This is a genomic window from Thermodesulfobacterium sp. TA1 (genome assembly GCF_008630935.1).
Lineage (GTDB): Bacteria > Desulfobacterota > Thermodesulfobacteria > Thermodesulfobacteriales > Thermodesulfobacteriaceae > Thermodesulfobacterium.
In genome coordinates, this window is record NZ_CP043908.1 from 36,599 (window position 1) to 53,413 (window position 16,815).

A 16,815-nucleotide genomic window follows, 5' to 3' on the forward strand; every position below is an offset into this window, starting at 1 on the left:
TTTTAAAATGAATTCAAAAAAGCATAAACATCGTCACGCAGGAAAACCAAGTAGAGATATTATTTCAGCATCAAAGGTATTTGACCTATTAAACCTTCCTCAAGGTATTGTTTTTCTTGATGCAGGCTGTGGTGACGGATACTTTTCTTTAGAGGCATCCTTAAGATTAGGAAGGGAAGCGTTTTTGGCCTTAAGGAATAGTTTCTACTGAAGAAAAACTTGGTTCATGTAAGGGTATTAAAATATCAACCGATTCTTTAAATTTTATCATCTGATCATAGGCTAAGTAAGGGTCTATGTTTGTTCCTGGTGGGATAACTTCCATTCCCATAGCTTTTATTTTACTTGGAGGGGTAAAGTTTTCCATAATTACACAAAATCCAGTTATTCCTGCAAGTCCCTTTTCTGTATTGATAAGAACACTCATTCCTCCTTTGGTATGGGCAGGAGTATGGACCATAGTAATTCCTGGGACAACTTCAAAAACCTCATCTTTTATATGGACCATCTGTCCTGCTTGATCTACCTCTTCTATAAAGTCAGCCATGTATCTAAAATCTAAGGGATGAGGATTGTAAGCAGATTGAAACTCAAGCTCATGGGCATAAAAAACTGCATTTACACATTTGAAATCGTTTTCACAATGGTCGTTATGTAAATGGGTATGAATTACAATATCTATGTCTTTAGGAGAAAGTCCCCATTTAGCAAGCCCTTCCTCAAATTTGTAGATTTTTCCTCCGATAGCCTGTTCTCTAAACTCAGATTGAATCACATCTAAAAGTCCTGTATCAATAAGAATAATCTTGTCTGAGCCTTCTATTAGCCAACAATAAATCGGAATTACATACTCTTTTCCGTAGTCATGTTGATAAGTCATCATTCCTTTATCAAAAACCTTGGTCCCAACAACAAAAGGATGGATTTTATAAAAAGGTCCCTTTTTCATGATTTTCCCCCTGTTTTATAATTGGCTAATAAAGATTTTATACTAACTTTTTATTTAAGACAAGAAAAAGTTTGTTTTTACAGTAAGTTTCTAGAGGAAAGATTTTATACTTCTCTTTTTAAGCCCATAATTCTTGCAAAAATTGATAAAACAAGACCTGCGCGACAGAGATATAAAAAGAAAATCCCCTATCCATCCTTTAAACTATATTGCTGCCATAATGAGTAACGGAAAGTATATTACCTATACGATAAAAATCTTTTCAAGTAAGCTATGTACTTTCAATTTTTATCACCCCATTAGAACTGCTTTACTTGTTTTACAATTTATTTATTAGAATTTTTTTAGATTTGTCAAACAGTACTTATAAAATTTAATTTTTAATTTTCGCATTAGTTATAGCTTTATGATTCTGTAAGGTCTAAATCAGCCCTCCTTCTTTTAGGAAGTAGGAAGTAGGAAGGCACGAAAAGTAAATCTCTGGTATAAAAACCGTTTGAAAAGTTTTCTAAATAAATCCTTCTTTCTTCAAGCATAAGCTTTTCTAAAAGGTTTTTAATAAGATTGTTAAATTCTTGTTGAAAAAAGTTTAGAATTCCTTCTATAGGTTGTTTTGTTAAAGTTTTAGTTTTTTCTTTCACGGTAGCTTCCCCTCCTTTCTGGTAGTTTTGGTTACTAAACATTGGGGAAGCTACTATACCTTTCCCTTTCCCTCAAGTCTTTATACAATTAATGAGACACTACCTTTAAGATCGGTAAAATAGGCAATTTAAAAATTAATAAGCCGGTTTTTTTCGTAGGAGGTTGCAAGATAAAAAAAGGGGGGTAATATTTAAACCATGAGTATAAATAAAGTTATTTTGATAGGAAGGTTAGGGGCAGACCCTGAGATTAGATATACCCTTGATGGAAAACCAGTTGCCAGCTTTAGGTTAGCTACCAATGAGGTTATCATAAGAAACGGAGAAAAAGAGGTCCTTACAGAATGGCATAGGGTAGTTGCCTTTGGGAGATTAGCAGAAATCTGCGGAGAATACTTAAGCAAAGGTTCTCAGGTCTATATAGAAGGTAAGCTTAGAACCCGTAAGTTTGAAGACAAACAAGGTATGCAGAGATACGTTACCGAGATAGTCGTTCAAACCATGCAGATTTTAGATAAGAAACCTCAATCCTCAGATGAGGCTGCTAAATCTTATGCGATGGAAAGTTCCCCTAAAATTGCTAAAAAGTCTACTGATATAGATACTGACTTTTTAAACGAACCTTTGGTTGACGAAGAGGATATTCCTTTTTAAGCTTATTGAAGTAAAACTTTTTTAGAAGGATCCCTTGTATCGTTGCTTTCTTTATCGGTAAAGTCTTTTTCAGAAAGGTTTAACTTTTCAGATATGGTTTCGGGTTTTTTGATCTGTGGCTCGAGGTTTAGGTTGTCAAGTTCAAACATTTGTCTTATTAGTCCTATGGCTTTAGCCCCTTTGTCATGATGGTCTTTTTTGATAAAGTTTATAGGATAATAAAGGATTTTTTGAACCAAAGACTGGGTTAAAACTTCTAAATGTCTTTTTTCTTCTTCAGATAGGTTTTTGAGTTTTTTAAGGGTTTTGGCTAATTCTTTTTGTTTTATCTGTTCAAATTTTTGGCTTAAGGCCCTGATAGTAGGATGAAAGTCTATTTCTTTAAGCCATTTTTTAAACTTAAAAACCTCCTCTTCGATGATAACTTTTGCCCTTAAGGCCTCTTTTTTACGTTCCTGAAAGTTTTCTTCTACCACTTCCTTTAGATCGTCTATGTTGTAAACATAGACGTTTTCCAGTTGATTAACCTCAGGGTCAACATCTCTTGGAACGGCTATGTCTATGATAAAAAGTGGTCTAAACTTTCTAGGTTTCAACACAGAAGAGACCATCTGTTTGGTAATCACAAAAGAAGGAGCACCGGTAGAAGAAATAACTACATCTGCTTTAGTAAGCACATAAGGCAACTCTTCTAAGCTATAAGCCTCTCCTTTAAAGCGTTCGGCAAGTTCTACAGCTTTAGAAATGGTACGATTAGCTATAAGCACCTTTTGCACCCCAGAGGAAATAAAATGCATGCAGGCAAGCTCTGCCATCTCTCCTGCACCTACCAGTAACACTACTTTTTGTTTAAGACTACCAAGTATTTTTTTAGCAAGCTCACAGGCAGCATAACTTATAGAAACCGCACCCCCTCCTATACCGGTCTCAGTCCTAACCCTTTTAGCCACAAAAAAACATCGGTGTAACAAACGGTTAAGTACAATCCCTGAGGTCTTATAAAAAAGAGCCTTTTGATAAGCTTCTTTTACTTGTCCTAAAATTTGAGGTTCTCCTAAGACCAAAGAGTCAAGTCCACAAGCTACCTCAAAAAGATGTCTTACTGCCTCTTCGTCTTCAAACCGATAAAAATGTTTTTTTATTTCTTCTTTTTTGAACCCAACTTCTTTTTCAAAAAAAGAAAAAAGGTCTTCTAAAAAGGCTTCTTTTTGCCCTTTAGCTAACACAAAACAAAATTCTACACGATTACAGGTAGACAAAAAATAAGCCTCTTTAAAGTTTAACCCCTCGTTTTTTAATTTTTCAAGAGGAAAAACAAGGCTGTCTTTAAAAGAAAGTTTTTCTCTTATTTCTACAGGTGCGGTATTATGGTTTAGGCCTATCAGCAAGATAGTAAAATCAAGACCCATAGGTATGAAACCCTTTAGTAAGTAAATTTACTACAAAAAAGCTTAAAAACCAGACCCCAAAACTTAAGATAAACATCTTAGCAGACCTTTTTCCCCTCCAGCCTATAAGCACCCTTTGATGGATAAGGACTGCATAAAGAAACCACAACACCAAAGAAAACACTTCTTTAGAGGACCACCTCCAATAATCTCCAAAGATAAGATTGCTCCAGATAGCACCTGTTATCATGGATATAGAAAGAAAAAGAAATCCAAGGTAAAGACAGGATTCACTTGCTCGGTCTAAATATTCTAAAGGTGGAAGTTTTTTATAAAAAAGTCCTAAGGACTTTTTTTTGATTTCTCTTTCTTGTAAGAGATACATAATTGAAGTTGTAAAACCAAAAAGCAAAAAGGCGTGAGAGAGGAGCCCTGAGATCCCATGTAAAGGAAACCAAAGGTTATAAAAATAAGGAGAAAAAGGAGAAACCTTGGTAGACGATAAAAAAGTTTCTAACAAAAGACATATAAGCACCCAGGGAAGCAAGAAAAAACCTACAGTATATAGTTTTAACCGACTAAAAAAGGCAAAACCAAAATAAACTAGAACTAAGCACCAGGCTAAAAAGTTTAGCACCTCTTTAAACGGTAAAATCTTTAAAACCGCTATTTCATAAGCCTTTATCACCCAAAAAGTTGTGTGCAAAACAAACCCTAAGCCCAGCACCAACTGGGCATATTTTAACACCTCTTTTCTGAGCGTTTTAAAGTAGAAATAAAAACCTATCCAAGAGGTAAAGTATATCAAAAAATATAACCAAAAAAATAAATCGCTCATCAACCTGTTTTATTTTTTCTTAGCTATATAAATAGAACAAGGGGCAAAGTTAACCACCTTAGCAGCAGTAGAACCCAAGGTATACCTGATGATATCTGGCCTTACGCCTCTGGCACCCATTACTAAAAGGTCTGGCTCTTCTTTCTCAACAAAATTGAGGATAGCTTCGGCTACAGAAAAATCAACAACTACTTCTTTGCGAACTTTATAGCTGTTAGTCACCTCTTTAGCTACCTCGTCTAAAAGGTTTTTAGCTTTTTCTACGGCCTTAGTTTCTTCTTCCTTGGTCATGTCTTCTCTTTTTCTTACCACATTAAGTAAGATTATTTCATCTATGGCTTCTTTAAGAAAATTTAAAGCCATTTTAAGTCCTTCTTTGGCATCGTTTGAACCATCATAAGCTACGACTACCTTCATAATTAACCTCCTGTGAGATAAGATTTTTATTATTTTAGCATAAAAAGCTATTTTAATCAATTTGACTTTACTTAGCGAAACTTTTTCTAAACCTTAAAGCAGAAAAGATAAAAATCGCTCCTCCTACGGTTGCTATTCCTAAAATGTTTTTCCAAAGATATTCTAACCCTACTCCTTTAAGCAAAACACCGTATCCAAATTCTAAATAATATCTCATGGGAGAAAAGAGACTTAGGGTATTGATGATAGGATGCATAGCTTCTGGTGGGGTCCAGGCTCCTGAAATCATAAGCATAGGCACAAGCACAGCAAGGATTACCATCATCGCCTGAGATAGATTGTTGACTACTGTGGCAATGGCTATACCTAAGGAAGACATGGCAAACACATAAAGACAGGTTACCAAAAAAAATAAAGGTATACTTCCTCTTATAGGGACTTTAAAAACCCCTTTTACCATTACAAAAAGGCTAACCAAAGATAAAATTCCGATTACTGCTACAGTAGGAATGATTTTGGCTAAAAACACTTCCCAAGTCCTAACAGGGGTTATCAAAAGTTGTTCTATCGTTCCATACTCCTTTTCTCTTATCAAAGCAGAAGCACTTATAAGTAGGGAAACCATCGTGGTCATGTTAAAAAGTTCAAGCAGGCTCATGAACCAGGTGCTAAGGTTGTTAGGATTAAAAAGACTTCTTATCTTAGCCTCTACCTGAGGCATCCTTAAGGTTTTTTGGTAGACCGAAAAATCTACGATTTCTAAAGAGTATTCATAGGTAATGGTTGAAAGATAAGAAATAGCCATGGTAGAAGTCATAGACATGGTGCCATCTACTATAGCCTGAATCTTTGCGTTTTTTTGTTTCACTTTTTTAACAAAGTCAGGAGGAATAATTACTGCCATAGAGGCTTTACCTCTGTCAAGCCAGTCTATTACTTCCCTTTCAGAATTAACATAGCCTACTATCTTAAAATAAGGAAGACGAAGCTTAGATATAAACTCTCTACTTTCAGGGCTTCTGCTTTGGTCATGAACGATTACCGCAAAGTTTCTTACCTCAAGGTTTATCCCCTTTCCCCCGGTATATACTACCACCGTAAAGGCATAAATTAAGATAATAAGTAAGATTTTATCCCTAAAAAGTTGTAAAAATTCTTTTTTGAGTAAATGGATAAACCTCATGGATTAAACCTAAAGTTTTTTCTTAAAATTTAAAATGGTAGCTAAATAAACTATCAGTGCGTATACAGAAAGACTTAAAAGCTTAGGTATAAAAAAATGAAGAGGTAAGCCTTTTAGGTAAATTCCTCTTACGATGTCTAAAAAATAGGTTGCAGGAATAACCCTGCTGATAAGTCTTCCGCTAAACTCCATACTGCTAACCGGATAAAGAAACCCTGAGTAAAGAAAAGTAGGAACTACCGTAGTGATAAAGGCAAGAAGCATAGCGGTAATCTGAGTTTTGGTAATGGTAGAAATAAAAAGCCCAAGTCCTACCGTACAAAAAAGGTAAAGAATACTTGCTAACGAGAGAACGATAAAGTTTCCGATAAACTTTGCCCTAAAAATAAACACAGTAATCACGAAAAGCATCAAATAAGTGAGAAAACAAATAAAAACATAGGGTATAGCCTTACCAAGAATGATTTCCCAAGTTTTAGCAGGAGAGGTATAATAATTGAAAACGCTTCCAAACTCCTTTTCTCTTACTACTACCAGACAACCAAGCAATACCGGATAAAAACAAAGGGTGGTGACTAACATCCCAGGCATGATAAAATTTTTACTCTCAAGGGCAGGGTTATACCAAGCCCTTATTTCTACCTCTACCGAAGGTTTAAAGGCTTTTTGTCCAACAAGAAATTTTTGGTTAAAAAGGGCGTTTATGTTGTTGATATATCCTTTTACTACCTCAGCCCTACTTGGATAGGTGCCGTCTATAAGCACCTGAACTTCCGTTTTTTCTCCCTTGTAGATTTTTTGGGAAAAGTCTTGTGGGATAACGACGATAGCCCTAACTTTTGCGGAATTTATCAAACCTTCTGCTTCTTTGTAGTCGTTTACCAAGGCGTAAAGTTTAAAATATTCAGAGTTTATAAAACCGTCTATATAGTCTCTACTAACCTTACTGCGGTCATAATCTAAAAAGGCTAAAGGAAGGTTTTTTACATCCAGATTAAGTCCGTATCCAAGTAAGAACATTACGATTATAGGCACGATAAAGACAAAGGTAAGGTAAAGTTTATCTTTGATAAGCTCGATAAACTCTTTTTTAGCGATTCCTATGCATCTTTTAAACATGATTTATGGTTTGTCCTTTAGGTCTTTTAGGATAAAGTCTACAAAAGCCTCTTGCAAAGGGGGAAGGCTAAGCTCAATTTGATACTCTTTAATTCCAACGGCATTTAAAAGCCTATCGATCTTTTCTTGGTCTTCTTCAGGATTAAAAGTCCTTAAAAAGAGCTTGTTTCCGTAAAGAGAGAGGTTAGAAAAATCCGTCTTTAGTTGGGTAAACGCTTCTCTAAACTTAGGGGTTTTTACTTTTAAAAGTTTTCCTGCAAGGTTCTCTGAGGCGATTTTTAACTCTTCAGGGGTTCCTACCGCTATAAGCCTTCCTCGGTTCATAAGACCGATCCTATCGCAATTTTCTGCCTCATCCATATAATGGGTAGAAACGATTACCGTTATTCCTTCTTCTCTGGAGATATAGTAGATAACCTCCCAAAAGGCCCTTCTGGCTAAAGGATCTACCCCTGAAGTAGGTTCGTCTAAAAATACGATCAAAGGTTTATGTAAGATAGCACAGAGAAGGGCAACCCTTTGCCTTATACCAAAAGGCACGTCTTTAACCAGTCTATTCTCCCAAGAAGAAAGCCCAAGCTTGGTTAAAAGGTCGGTAAAATCTGTTTTTTTTACTCCGTATAAACCCGCATAGAGCTTAATGTTTTCCATAACGGTTAGGTCCCTATAAAGAGAAAACTTTTGAGACATATACCCGATTAATTGCCAAACCTTAGCCTTTTCTTTTTTGATGTTATGTCCTGAAATAAGGATATTTCCCCCGGTTGGTTCTAAAAGTCCACACATCATTTTTATCAAAGTAGTTTTTCCTGCTCCGTTAGGTCCAAGAAGTCCTAAGATTTCTCCTTTTTTTACCTCTAAGTTTACTGTATCAACCGCTTTAAACTTACCAAAGGCCTTGGTAACCCCTTGGCAAACAAGGAGAGGTTCTTCTGAACTTGGGGCTAAAGGAGGTTTTTGTAAAGGTTTAGGAGGTTCCTTAGAGATAGCAGAGACAAAAATTTCTTCTAAGTCAGGAAAATCTTCTGGACTTCCTTGAAGCAAAATTTGACCTTGGTGGATTAGGGCTATTTTATGGCACCTTTCTGCTTCGTCCATATAAGAGGTAGTTAAAAGAACAGTCATGTTTCTTTCTTGGACCAATGTATGGATGATTTTCCAGAAATCTTGGCGGGAAAGGGGGTCTACCCCTGTGGTAGGCTCATCAAGGTAGATTATGTCTGGTAAATGAAGAAGGGTGCATATTAAGGCAAGCTTTTGCCTCATCCCTCCAGAAAGGGCTTTAGCTTGTCTTGATAAAAAAGGCTTAAGTCTGGTGATTTCTAAAAGGATCTCTTTGTTTTTTTGAAAGACCTCTTCTGGTATCTCCCTTAAATCTCGGAAAAAGTTTATATTTTCTTCTATGGTAAGATTGTCGTAAAGGTTTAGGCCTAATCCTTGAGGCATATATCCTATAGATTTTTTTACCTTTTCTGGGTCTTGGGTAACCTCAATCCCGTTTACATAAGCCCTTCCTGAAGAAGGGTCTAAGACCCCAGCAAGGATTTGAACGATGGTGGTTTTTCCTGCTCCGTCTGGACCTATCAGTCCAAAAACCTCTCCTTTCCTAACCTCAAAGGAAACGTTGTCTACCGCCAAGACTTTTTTGTAAGATTTAGATAGATGTTCAACCTTGATAACAACTTGGTCTAAGGCTTTATCCATTCTGCCTGAGGGTCTATTTTAATCACCACATCAGCCGGCATACCCGGCTTTAAAATCCCTTCTGGGTTTTCTACCGCTACCTCTGCCCCAAAAACCAGTTTTACCCTTTCTTCTTTGGTTTCTACGTTTTTAGGGGTAAATTCTGCTTGTTCATAAATTCTGGTTAGGGTGCCGTTAAAGTATTTGTTAGGATAGGCGTCTACATAAACCCTGGCAGGCTGCCCAAGTTTTACCTTTCCAAGCTGTGGTTCAGGTATGTAGACTTTGATATAAAGGTTTTGCAGGTTTACCATCGTGTAAAGCACCTGCCCTGGGTTGACTACCTCCCCTTCTTCTACCACTCTTGAAAGAATTACCCCATCAGAAGGGGCATAAATCTTGGTTTCTTTATAGGCAATTTCTATCTCTTTAACCTTTTGTAAAGCGGATAGATATTTTGCTTTTGCCTGATTTATGTACTTTTGGTTTACCTTTAGGTCTGCTAAAGCCGAAGTATATTCAAGTTCTGTCAGCTCAAGGTCCCTTTTAGAAACCAAACCTTCGTTATATAACTTTTTGTAGCGTTCAAGGTCCCTTTGAGCTTGTTCTACCTTAGATTTAGATTTGATAAAGTAACTTTCAGCCATCAATACTGTTTGTTCTGCTGAACGCACTTCGCTTTGGGCAGATTGAAGTTGGGCAAAATATTCATCAGGACGAAGTTCTGCAAGCAATTCCCCTCTTTTTACCGGATCACCTTCTCTTTTATAAAGTTTGATAATCCTTCCTTGAACCTTGGTCCCCAGGTTTGTTTCTTTCCCTTCTACCCTTCCATGTAAAATAAGCACCCCTTTAGGGGTCTTTTGTAGGTTTACATACCAAAAAACCCCCGCGGTTACTAATCCTAAAAACAAGACAAAAAGTAAAAGCTTTGTTTTGAAATTTAATTTCATAATTTGTTTATTATATACTGTCGATTTAAAAATTTCCAGATGGATTAGAGGAGAAATTTTTAATCAAAGGATTATTTTAAAAAGAGGATTTTTTACTTTAAACCAGATAGAATGTTTTCATCATAATAACTCTAACAAAATAAAGAATTCTTTATTTCCTTTGGGACCAAGGATAGGGCTTTCAGCAACCCCTAAAGGAATAAATCCTATAGAACGAGAAAAATCCCAGATTTCATCTACTACCTGTTTATGGACCCAGGGATCCTTTACTACCCCCTTTTTTAAAAATTTAGGCCCAACTTCAAATTGAGGTTTAATAAGGGCTAAAACTTTTCCTTTCGGTTTAAGAAGGGGTGGAGTTACAGGAAGAATTTTTTTTAATGAAATAAACGAGACATCTATAGTAATCAAATCCATTTTTTCTGGAAACATATCAGGGGTAAGATATCTTGCGTTTATTCCTTCTCTGAAAACTACCCTTGGGTCGTTTCGTAAAAGAGGATGAAGCTGGCCTTTTCCTACGTCTACGGTATAGACTTTTTTAGCATTGTTTAAAAGAATACAGTGGGTAAAACCTCCGGTTGAGGCGCCTATGTCAAGACAAACAAAATCGTTTACCTCTATTTGGAAGGCTTTAAGGGCGCCTTCAAGCTTTAATCCTCCCCGAGAGACATAAGGTATGGGCTCATCGACCCTTAAAAACACCTCGTTTACCAGGGTTTGCCCTGGTTTTTCTATCCTAAGCCAGTTTTTTTGGTCTTTTGACCACCAGACTTTACCTGCCATGATTAAGGCTTGAGCTTTTTCTCTGGTTTCGGCAAGTCCTTTTTCTACTAAAAGTTTATCTGCTCTGACTTTAGGCACCTTCAATTTCTTTGTCTACTACCATAGAAAGGATTCTTCTTTGTTGTTTTTCTTTAAGGATTTCAAGGCCTTTTTCTAAAGTCTTGAGGATAACATGGACGTTAGGTTCAGTTTTGGGGTTGATTTTTTTAGGGTCAAAAGTAATAGCTACCACAAAACCAGATTTTTTAAGGTTGAAAATTTTCCCACAGAGGGTTTCTAAGATTTGCAAGAGTTTACGTGCTACCACCATCGCCCCAGAAAGTGGGGTTTCAGGAAGGATAATCCCAAATCTATAAGGATTTTTAAGTTTCACCACCACATCAACCCTTCTTAGCCTATTTGCTAAGTTCTCTGCGACTGACTTAATAAACCTTTCTTCCTCTTTTAAACTATAGGTTTCTGCAAGCTCCTCTCCTTTTTCTATTTCTAAAAGAAGGGCGCTTAAGACCCTTTGATATCTTTTGGCCCTTAAGAGCTCCTCTTTAAGTCGCAGAAGAAAGTACTCTTCGTTGTAAAGCCCGGTTAAAGGGTCAAAAATAGATTGTTTTTTCAAGTCTCCTTCAATTTTTTCTAATTGTTTAACCAGAATTTCCTTTTCTCTTAAAAGTTTGGCTATTTCTTGTTTATAGGCCTCAAGCAGTTTTTTTTCTTCTTTAGTTTGGTCTTCTATCTGTTGTAACTGTTCTTTAAGCTTACGTTCTTTCTTTTTTACCCATTCTGTATAAGGGATAAGTTTATAGGTCTCATAACCTAAGATTTCATAAAATTGATTAATCATTCCAGGAAGAGCATCAAGTAAAACGGTAGCTTCGGTTTCTGATAGGTTTAAAATCTCCTGGCAAAGGCTTTTAAAGTTTTCATATCTTTGTTCTTTTTTTTGGCTAAAATATACTCCTACCCCTAAGTCTATTAAGTGTAAAATTTTTATATCGTAAAGGACTTCTTGAGGAATTTCTTCAGGAAGTCCGGTTAATCGGTGATGAAAAAAAAGGTCAAGCACAAACCTTCTTGGAAGGTTATAGTTTTCAAAGTATTCAGCCCCAATGGTGGCATGATCTACCCCGAAAACTTCTCTTTCTGCCTCAAGGGTGGTTTTTCCTAATTTTTTTAGTTTTAGGACTTGTAGATAGCCTTCAGGATAAATCTGGTATAACACCAAAATCCCGTAGTCCATAAAATAGGCTGCTATATGTAGGTAGGATGGGTAGGCCTCTATATGGGAAGACAAAAGGTTAGATAAACCAAGGTTAGCGATAGCCCTTGCCCAAAAAAGGTCAAAATTAAATTCATTAAAGGTAGTTTTTTTTAGTTTATGGGATAAAAAGCTTAAAACCAAACTTTTTACTAAATCCTCTCCTAAGATTAAAACGGCTTTTCTTATGTCTAAGACAGGAGGGTTATCTTTTCTGAACTGAGGAAGGTTGGTAGTATTTAGGATAAAGTCTTTAAGCTCTTTTTTTGTTTCTAGTAGAGATAAAAACTCCCTTTCCCCTTTTAAAATTAAGGTTTCAACGGTTTCTTTTACTAAATAAGGGAGCGGGGGTAGAGGTTTTTTAGTAAGTTTTAATAGTCTATCAAGCTCTCCCATTTTTGGGCTTTTAATATAAAATGATATTTTATGTATACTACCAAAAGTTTGGTAAAAAAAAAGGGGATAAAAGGAGGTAGACGATGGAAGGGCAAAGAGATCTAAAAGAGATGGTTTTAGAGATAGCTAAAAAGGCTAAAGTAGCTTCTAAAGGATTGGCTTCTCTTTCCTCAGGAGTAAAAAACGAGGTTTTGAAAAGGGTGGCTCAAAAAATAAGAGAAAACCGAGAAGAATTGAAAAAAGTCAATGAAAAAGACGTAAATCAAGCGATATTGCAGGGACATACTAAAGCTTTTATAGACAGACTTACCCTTTCTGACAAAGTGATAGAAGCTATGGCCAAAGGTTTAGAAGAGGTGGCTCAGCTTCCTGACCCGGTAGGTGAGGTAGTAAAGATGTGGAAAAGACCTAATGGTCTTATGGTAGGTAGGATGCGTATTCCTTTAGGAGTAATAGCTATCATCTATGAAAGCAGACCCAACGTTACCATAGATGCCGCGGGTCTTTGTTTTAAAAGCGGAAATGCGGTGATTTTAAGAGGAGGAAAAGAGGCTTTAAATTCTAACTTGGCCTTAGCAGAAATCTTCAGGGAGACTTTAAAGGAATTTAATCTTCCTGCAGATGCTGTCCAGGTCATTCCTACTCCTGACAGAAGCGCGATGGAATATTTGTTAGAACTTGAAGAATATATAGATTTGGTTATCCCAAGGGGAGGAGAAGGACTTATTCGGTTTGTTACAGAAAAAGCCAGGATGCCTGTTATTAAACATTACAAAGGGGTTTGTCATGTGTATGTAGACGAAGAGGCTGACCTTGAGATGGCAAAGACTATAGCCATCAACGCTAAATGTCAAAGACCAGGAGTCTGTAATGCCATGGAGACTTTGTTAGTTCATGAAAAAATAGCCTCTAAGTTTTTACCATACTTGGCAGAAGAGTACAAAAAATATGGGGTTGAACTAAGAGGGTGTCCTGAAACCCTTAAACTTATTCCTTGGGCTAAGCCTGCTACCGAGGAAGACTGGTATGCTGAATACCTTGACTTGGTATTAGCGATTAAAGTAGTAAAAGATGTAGATGAAGCTATCGAACATATTTCTAAGTATGGAAGCAACCACACCGAGGCTATAGTCACCGAGAACTATTCTAAGGCTATGAAATTTATAAGAGAAGTAGACGCAAGTCTTGTGCTTGTTAATGCCTCTACCAGGTTTAACGACGGAGGAGAGCTTGGTTTAGGTGCAGAGATCGGGATTTCAACTACCAAGATACACGCTTACGGTCCGATGGGATTAGAAGAATTAACCACTACTAAGTTTATAGCCTTTGGCAATGGACAGATTAGAACTTAAAAGAGTAGGTATTTTAGGGGGGACTTTTGACCCCCCACACTTAGCCCATTTAAGGGTGGCTGAAGAGGTAAGAGAAGCTCTTTCTCTACAGGAGGTTTGGTTTATTCCTGCAGGGTATCCCCCTCATAAAAAAAGCGAACTTCTCTCTCCATTTGAAGATAGACTCGAGATGGTAAAGTTAGCCATAAGAGAAAATCCTTTTTTTAAAGCTTTAGACATAGAAAAAGAGGCTAAGCCTTCTTATACATTAAACACCCTTAAATCCTTAAGAGCCTGTTATCCGGAGATAGATTTTTTTTTGATAGTAGGATGGGATAGTTTTCGCCAGTTTGAGACCTGGTGGAATTATCAACTTTTCCTTGATTATGCTAAATTGGTGGTAGTTTCAAGAAATTCAAAAACTTGGGGAGAGTTAAAGGAGGAATTTCTACTAAAGGTAAAAGACCTTTGGAGAGATATTCCCTGTGAGGGTAAGGTGTATTTTTTAGAAGTAACACCGTTAGATATTTCCAGTTCCAAGGTCCGTCATCTGGTTAAATCTGGTCGATCTATTAGGTATCTTGTGCCTGAAGGGGTTTTGACCTATATTTTAGAACATCGTTTATACCGATAAGAGGTTTTTTTCTATGAGAGGTTCTGTAAAAGCTGAACTCACCCCGATGTTTAAACAGTATTTTGAAGTAAAACATCAGTATCCTGACGCAGTGTTGTTTTTTAGATTAGGGGATTTTTATGAGATGTTTTTTGAGGACGCCGAGGTAGTAGCCCCGCTTTTAGGATTAGTCTTAACTAAAAGAGAAGCAGGGAAAGGATTAACCGCTCCTATGTGTGGTGTGCCTGTAGAAAAGGCTCTTTTCTATATCCAAAAACTGGTAGATATGGGTTTTAAAGTAGCAGTTTGTGAACAGGTAGAAGACCCAGCAACCGCTAAGGGTTTGGTTAAAAGAGAAGTAGTTAAAATATACACTCCGGGTCTTTTAGTGGATTTAGAACTTCCGGAAAAGAGTAAAACCTATCTAGCAAGTCTTTACTTAGAAAAAAAGGCAGGTCTTGCTTTTTTAGAACTTTCCTGCGGAGAGTTTATCTTTACTGAGTTAAACAAAGAAACCTTTTTGGCTGAACTCTTGAAGCGTGAACCAAGAGAAATTTTATGTTTAGACGAATTGGCTAACTCTGAGTGGATGGGGCTTATCAAAGGAAGTCTTTCTAAGGTGCACCTAAGTTTTTTAGATAAAAAGGCTTTTAGTTTAAACCAAGTAGACGCCCTTTTAAAACAACCATACTATGAACGTTATCATGAAGGATTAAAGGCAGCTAACGCTATTCTAACTTACCTTCAAAAATATCAACCTCATCTTTTGGACAAAATTGAAGACCCTGTTTTTTATTATCCAGAGGAATTTTTATTCTTAGACGATTCTACTAAAAGAAACTTAGAGCTGATAAAAAATTTGTGGGATGGTTCGGAAAAACATTCTTTGCTCTGGGTGTTAGACCGTACGGTTACCCCGATGGGGGCAAGATTGCTTAAAGAATGGATAGTCTATCCTTTGAGGGACCTGACCCAAATAAGACGCAGGCAAGAGGCTATAAGTTTTTTGATAGAACAGAAAGACCTGCGAGAGGCTTTAAGAGACCTGCTTAAAAGGTTTTCTGACTTGGAAAGACTTGCTACTAAGTGTGGTTTTAAGTTGATTAACCCAAAGGAAATGGGACTTTTAAGGGAAAGTTTAAAATATATTCCCGAAATAAAAAGGATTTTTTCAGAGGTATTAAAAGAGTTACCACAACTTTTGAAAGAAGTCTTTTCTGCCTTGGGGGATTTTTCTGGTTTATATCAGAGACTTTGTGAGACCTTGGTAGACAACCCTCCTTATACCTTAAAAGACGGAGGTATCATAAAAAGAGGGGTAGACTCAACTTTAGATGAACTTAGAGATTTAAAGGAACATGCAGTAGATTATCTTACAGCCATAGAAAAAAAAGAAAAAGAAAAAACAGGTATTCCTAATCTCAGGATAGGTTATAACCGAGTTTTTGGGTATTATTTTGAGGTATCTAAAGGAAATGCTAAATTGGTTCCGCCTTATTTTGAAAGAAAACAAACTTTAACCAACGTAGAAAGGTTTGTTACCCCAGAATTAAAGGAATTAGAACAAAAGATTATTACCGCAGAGGAAAAGATTAAAAGCTTAGAGTATGAATTGTTTTTGAAATTGCGAGAAGAAGTATCTCAGTATAAAGATGTCTTAAAAAAGGCCAGTCAGGCCCTTGCTACCCTTGATGTGCTTATTTCTTTGGCTACAGTAGCTGTAGAAAACGATTACGTTTGTCCTGAAATAACCGAAGAGCCTGGGCTTTACATTGAAGAGGGTAGACATCCGGTAATAGAAAAAATCCAAGGTAAAGAAAGCTTTATTCCTAATTCAGTAGAGCTAAAAAAAGACGAAGCGGTGCTTTTGATAATAACCGGTCCTAACATGGGAGGAAAATCAACCTATCTTAGGCAGACAGCCCTTATCGTTATCATGTCGCAGATGGGGAGCTTTGTGCCTGCTAAGTATGCAAGACTTGGAGTTTTTGATAAAGTTTTTACGAGGATAGGGGCTGGGGATGAACTTACCAGAGGCAAGAGCACCTTTATGGTAGAGATGAGCGAGTGTGCCTATATTTTAAAAAACGCAACCAGTAAAAGCTTGGTACTTCTTGATGAGGTGGGAAGAGGAACAAGTACTTACGACGGTATGGCCCTTGCTTGGGCTATAGCAGAAAATCTATACGAGAAAAAGGTGTTTACCTTGCTGGCTACCCATTATTTTGAACTAACCGAGCTTGGAAAAATTTATGCAGGGGTTAAAAATTATCATGTAGCGGTTAAGGAATGGCAAGATGATGTAATTTTTATGTACAGAGTTTTACCGGGGGCAGCTAACAAATCTCACGGTATCGAAGTTGCTAAATTGGCTGGAATTCCTCAAGAGGTGGTTGACAGAGCTAAAGAAATACTTTATAAATTAGAGAGAAAAAATCTTAAGGAACCAAACGAGATAAAATCAACTACGAAGAGGGTTGTACAGTTATCTATTTTTGACCGAGACCATCCTGTGCTTCAAAAGATAAAAGATTTACCGATAGAAAAGATAACTCCTATCGAAGCCTTAAATTTTTTATGGGAGATAAAAAAAGAACTGATTAAATAAAAGA

The 16,815-nt window shown here is 36.8% G+C and carries 16 protein-coding genes; 5 read left to right on the plus strand and 11 right to left on the minus strand.

The genetic code is table 11. The features are described from left to right. The first annotated feature begins 7 nt into the window (after positions 1 to 7). Complete coding sequence (locus tag F1847_RS00180; protein ID WP_150071099.1) at positions 8 to 211, plus strand: hypothetical protein; 204 nt, start codon at positions 8 to 10, stop codon at positions 209 to 211. Here F1847_RS00180 and F1847_RS00185 read toward each other — a convergent pair. Next, a complete protein-coding gene (locus tag F1847_RS00185) occupies positions 191 to 949 on the minus strand; it encodes an N-acyl homoserine lactonase family protein (protein WP_150071100.1) in 759 nt (252 codons plus the stop codon). The two genes, F1847_RS00180 and F1847_RS00185, sit on opposite strands and share 21 nt — an antisense overlap. A 404-nt stretch (positions 950 to 1,353) precedes the next feature. After that, entirely contained in the window at positions 1,354 to 1,632 is a 279-nt protein-coding gene (locus F1847_RS00190) for a hypothetical protein (RefSeq protein ID WP_150071101.1), read from the minus strand. Positions 1,633 to 1,788: 156 nt separating this feature from the next. Between F1847_RS00190 and F1847_RS00195 the strand changes: the two genes are divergently transcribed. After that, positions 1,789 to 2,244 carry a single-stranded DNA-binding protein gene (locus F1847_RS00195; RefSeq protein WP_150071102.1) on the plus strand — a complete coding sequence of 152 codons (456 nt, stop codon included), beginning with the start codon at positions 1,789 to 1,791 and terminating at the stop codon, positions 2,242 to 2,244. A 2-nt stretch (positions 2,245 to 2,246) separates the two neighbouring features. Here F1847_RS00195 and hemA read toward each other — a convergent pair whose 3' ends face one another. The 9 genes from hemA to F1847_RS00240 all read right to left on the minus strand — a co-directional run bounded on the left by hemA (position 2,247) and on the right by F1847_RS00240 (position 12,259). Next, entirely contained in the window at positions 2,247 to 3,653 is a 1,407-nt protein-coding gene (gene hemA, locus F1847_RS00200; RefSeq protein ID WP_150071103.1) for a glutamyl-tRNA reductase, read from the minus strand. Beyond that, entirely contained in the window at positions 3,643 to 4,470 is an 828-nt protein-coding gene (locus F1847_RS00205) for an inner membrane protein YpjD (protein WP_150071104.1), read from the minus strand. Before F1847_RS00205 ends, hemA begins: the two co-directional genes overlap by 11 nt. Positions 4,471 to 4,479: 9 nt before the next feature. Next, complete coding sequence (locus F1847_RS00210; RefSeq protein WP_150071105.1) at positions 4,480 to 4,887, minus strand: universal stress protein; 408 nt, start codon at positions 4,885 to 4,887, stop codon at positions 4,480 to 4,482. 67 nt (positions 4,888 to 4,954) lie between these two features. After that, complete coding sequence (locus F1847_RS00215; protein WP_150071106.1) at positions 4,955 to 6,070, minus strand: ABC transporter permease; 1,116 nt, start codon at positions 6,068 to 6,070, stop codon at positions 4,955 to 4,957. A 9-nt stretch (positions 6,071 to 6,079) separates the two neighbouring features. After that, complete coding sequence (locus F1847_RS00220) at positions 6,080 to 7,189, minus strand: ABC transporter permease (RefSeq protein ID WP_150071107.1); 1,110 nt, start codon at positions 7,187 to 7,189, stop codon at positions 6,080 to 6,082. A 3-nt stretch (positions 7,190 to 7,192) separates the two neighbouring features. Continuing rightward, entirely contained in the window at positions 7,193 to 8,893 is a 1,701-nt protein-coding gene (locus tag F1847_RS00225; RefSeq protein WP_150071108.1) for an ATP-binding cassette domain-containing protein, read from the minus strand. Further along, on the minus strand, positions 8,878 to 9,825 hold the full coding sequence (locus tag F1847_RS00230) for an HlyD family secretion protein (protein ID WP_150071109.1): 948 nt from the start codon (positions 9,823 to 9,825) through the stop codon (positions 8,878 to 8,880). The genes F1847_RS00225 and F1847_RS00230 overlap by 16 nt, the downstream gene beginning before the upstream one ends. A gap of 120 nt (positions 9,826 to 9,945) precedes the next feature. Beyond that, the gene (locus F1847_RS00235) at positions 9,946 to 10,689 is read right to left on the minus strand and encodes a TlyA family RNA methyltransferase (RefSeq protein ID WP_150071110.1); all 744 of its coding nucleotides are present in this window, start codon (positions 10,687 to 10,689) and stop codon (positions 9,946 to 9,948) included. Continuing rightward, positions 10,682 to 12,259 (minus strand): HDOD domain-containing protein, encoded by a 1,578-nt coding sequence (locus F1847_RS00240; protein ID WP_150071111.1) that lies wholly within the window; start codon positions 12,257 to 12,259, stop codon positions 10,682 to 10,684. Before F1847_RS00240 ends, F1847_RS00235 begins: the two co-directional genes overlap by 8 nt. Before the next feature lie 83 nt (positions 12,260 to 12,342). Between F1847_RS00240 and F1847_RS00245 the strand changes: the two genes are divergently transcribed. From F1847_RS00245 to mutS, 3 genes are read left to right on the plus strand one after another with little or no spacing between them, the layout of a single operon-like run. Continuing rightward, positions 12,343 to 13,611, plus strand: a complete 1,269-nt coding sequence (locus F1847_RS00245; RefSeq protein WP_150071112.1) for a glutamate-5-semialdehyde dehydrogenase — start codon at positions 12,343 to 12,345, stop codon at positions 13,609 to 13,611. After that, positions 13,592 to 14,224, plus strand: a complete 633-nt coding sequence (nadD, locus tag F1847_RS00250) for a nicotinate-nucleotide adenylyltransferase (protein WP_150071113.1) — start codon at positions 13,592 to 13,594, stop codon at positions 14,222 to 14,224. Before F1847_RS00245 ends, nadD begins: the two co-directional genes overlap by 20 nt. A 13-nt stretch (positions 14,225 to 14,237) precedes the next feature. Further along, the gene (mutS, locus tag F1847_RS00255; RefSeq protein ID WP_150071114.1) at positions 14,238 to 16,811 is read left to right on the plus strand and encodes a DNA mismatch repair protein MutS; all 2,574 of its coding nucleotides are present in this window, start codon (positions 14,238 to 14,240) and stop codon (positions 16,809 to 16,811) included. Positions 16,812 to 16,815 lie beyond the last annotated feature (4 nt).

Bases quoted from the DNA above. Each gene is read 5' to 3' on its own strand.
- F1847_RS00180 (WP_150071099.1), top strand. From the start codon at position 8: ATGAATTCAAAAAAGCATAAACATCGTCACGCAGGAAAACCAAGTAGA.
- F1847_RS00185 (WP_150071100.1), bottom strand. From the start codon at position 949: ATGAAAAAGGGACCTTTTTATAAAATCCATCCTTTTGTTGTTGGGACC.
- F1847_RS00190 (WP_150071101.1), bottom strand. From the start codon at position 1,632: ATGTTTAGTAACCAAAACTACCAGAAAGGAGGGGAAGCTACCGTGAAA.
- F1847_RS00195 (WP_150071102.1), top strand. From the start codon at position 1,789: ATGAGTATAAATAAAGTTATTTTGATAGGAAGGTTAGGGGCAGACCCT.
- hemA (WP_150071103.1), bottom strand. From the start codon at position 3,653: ATGGGTCTTGATTTTACTATCTTGCTGATAGGCCTAAACCATAATACC.
- F1847_RS00205 (WP_150071104.1), bottom strand. From the start codon at position 4,470: ATGAGCGATTTATTTTTTTGGTTATATTTTTTGATATACTTTACCTCT.
- F1847_RS00210 (WP_150071105.1), bottom strand. From the start codon at position 4,887: ATGAAGGTAGTCGTAGCTTATGATGGTTCAAACGATGCCAAAGAAGGA.
- F1847_RS00215 (WP_150071106.1), bottom strand. From the start codon at position 6,070: ATGAGGTTTATCCATTTACTCAAAAAAGAATTTTTACAACTTTTTAGG.
- F1847_RS00220 (WP_150071107.1), bottom strand. From the start codon at position 7,189: ATGTTTAAAAGATGCATAGGAATCGCTAAAAAAGAGTTTATCGAGCTT.
- F1847_RS00225 (WP_150071108.1), bottom strand. From the start codon at position 8,893: ATGGATAAAGCCTTAGACCAAGTTGTTATCAAGGTTGAACATCTATCT.
- F1847_RS00230 (WP_150071109.1), bottom strand. From the start codon at position 9,825: ATGAAATTAAATTTCAAAACAAAGCTTTTACTTTTTGTCTTGTTTTTA.
- F1847_RS00240 (WP_150071111.1), bottom strand. From the start codon at position 12,259: ATGGGAGAGCTTGATAGACTATTAAAACTTACTAAAAAACCTCTACCC.
- F1847_RS00245 (WP_150071112.1), top strand. From the start codon at position 12,343: ATGGAAGGGCAAAGAGATCTAAAAGAGATGGTTTTAGAGATAGCTAAA.
- nadD (WP_150071113.1), top strand. From the start codon at position 13,592: ATGGACAGATTAGAACTTAAAAGAGTAGGTATTTTAGGGGGGACTTTT.
- mutS (WP_150071114.1), top strand. From the start codon at position 14,238: ATGAGAGGTTCTGTAAAAGCTGAACTCACCCCGATGTTTAAACAGTAT.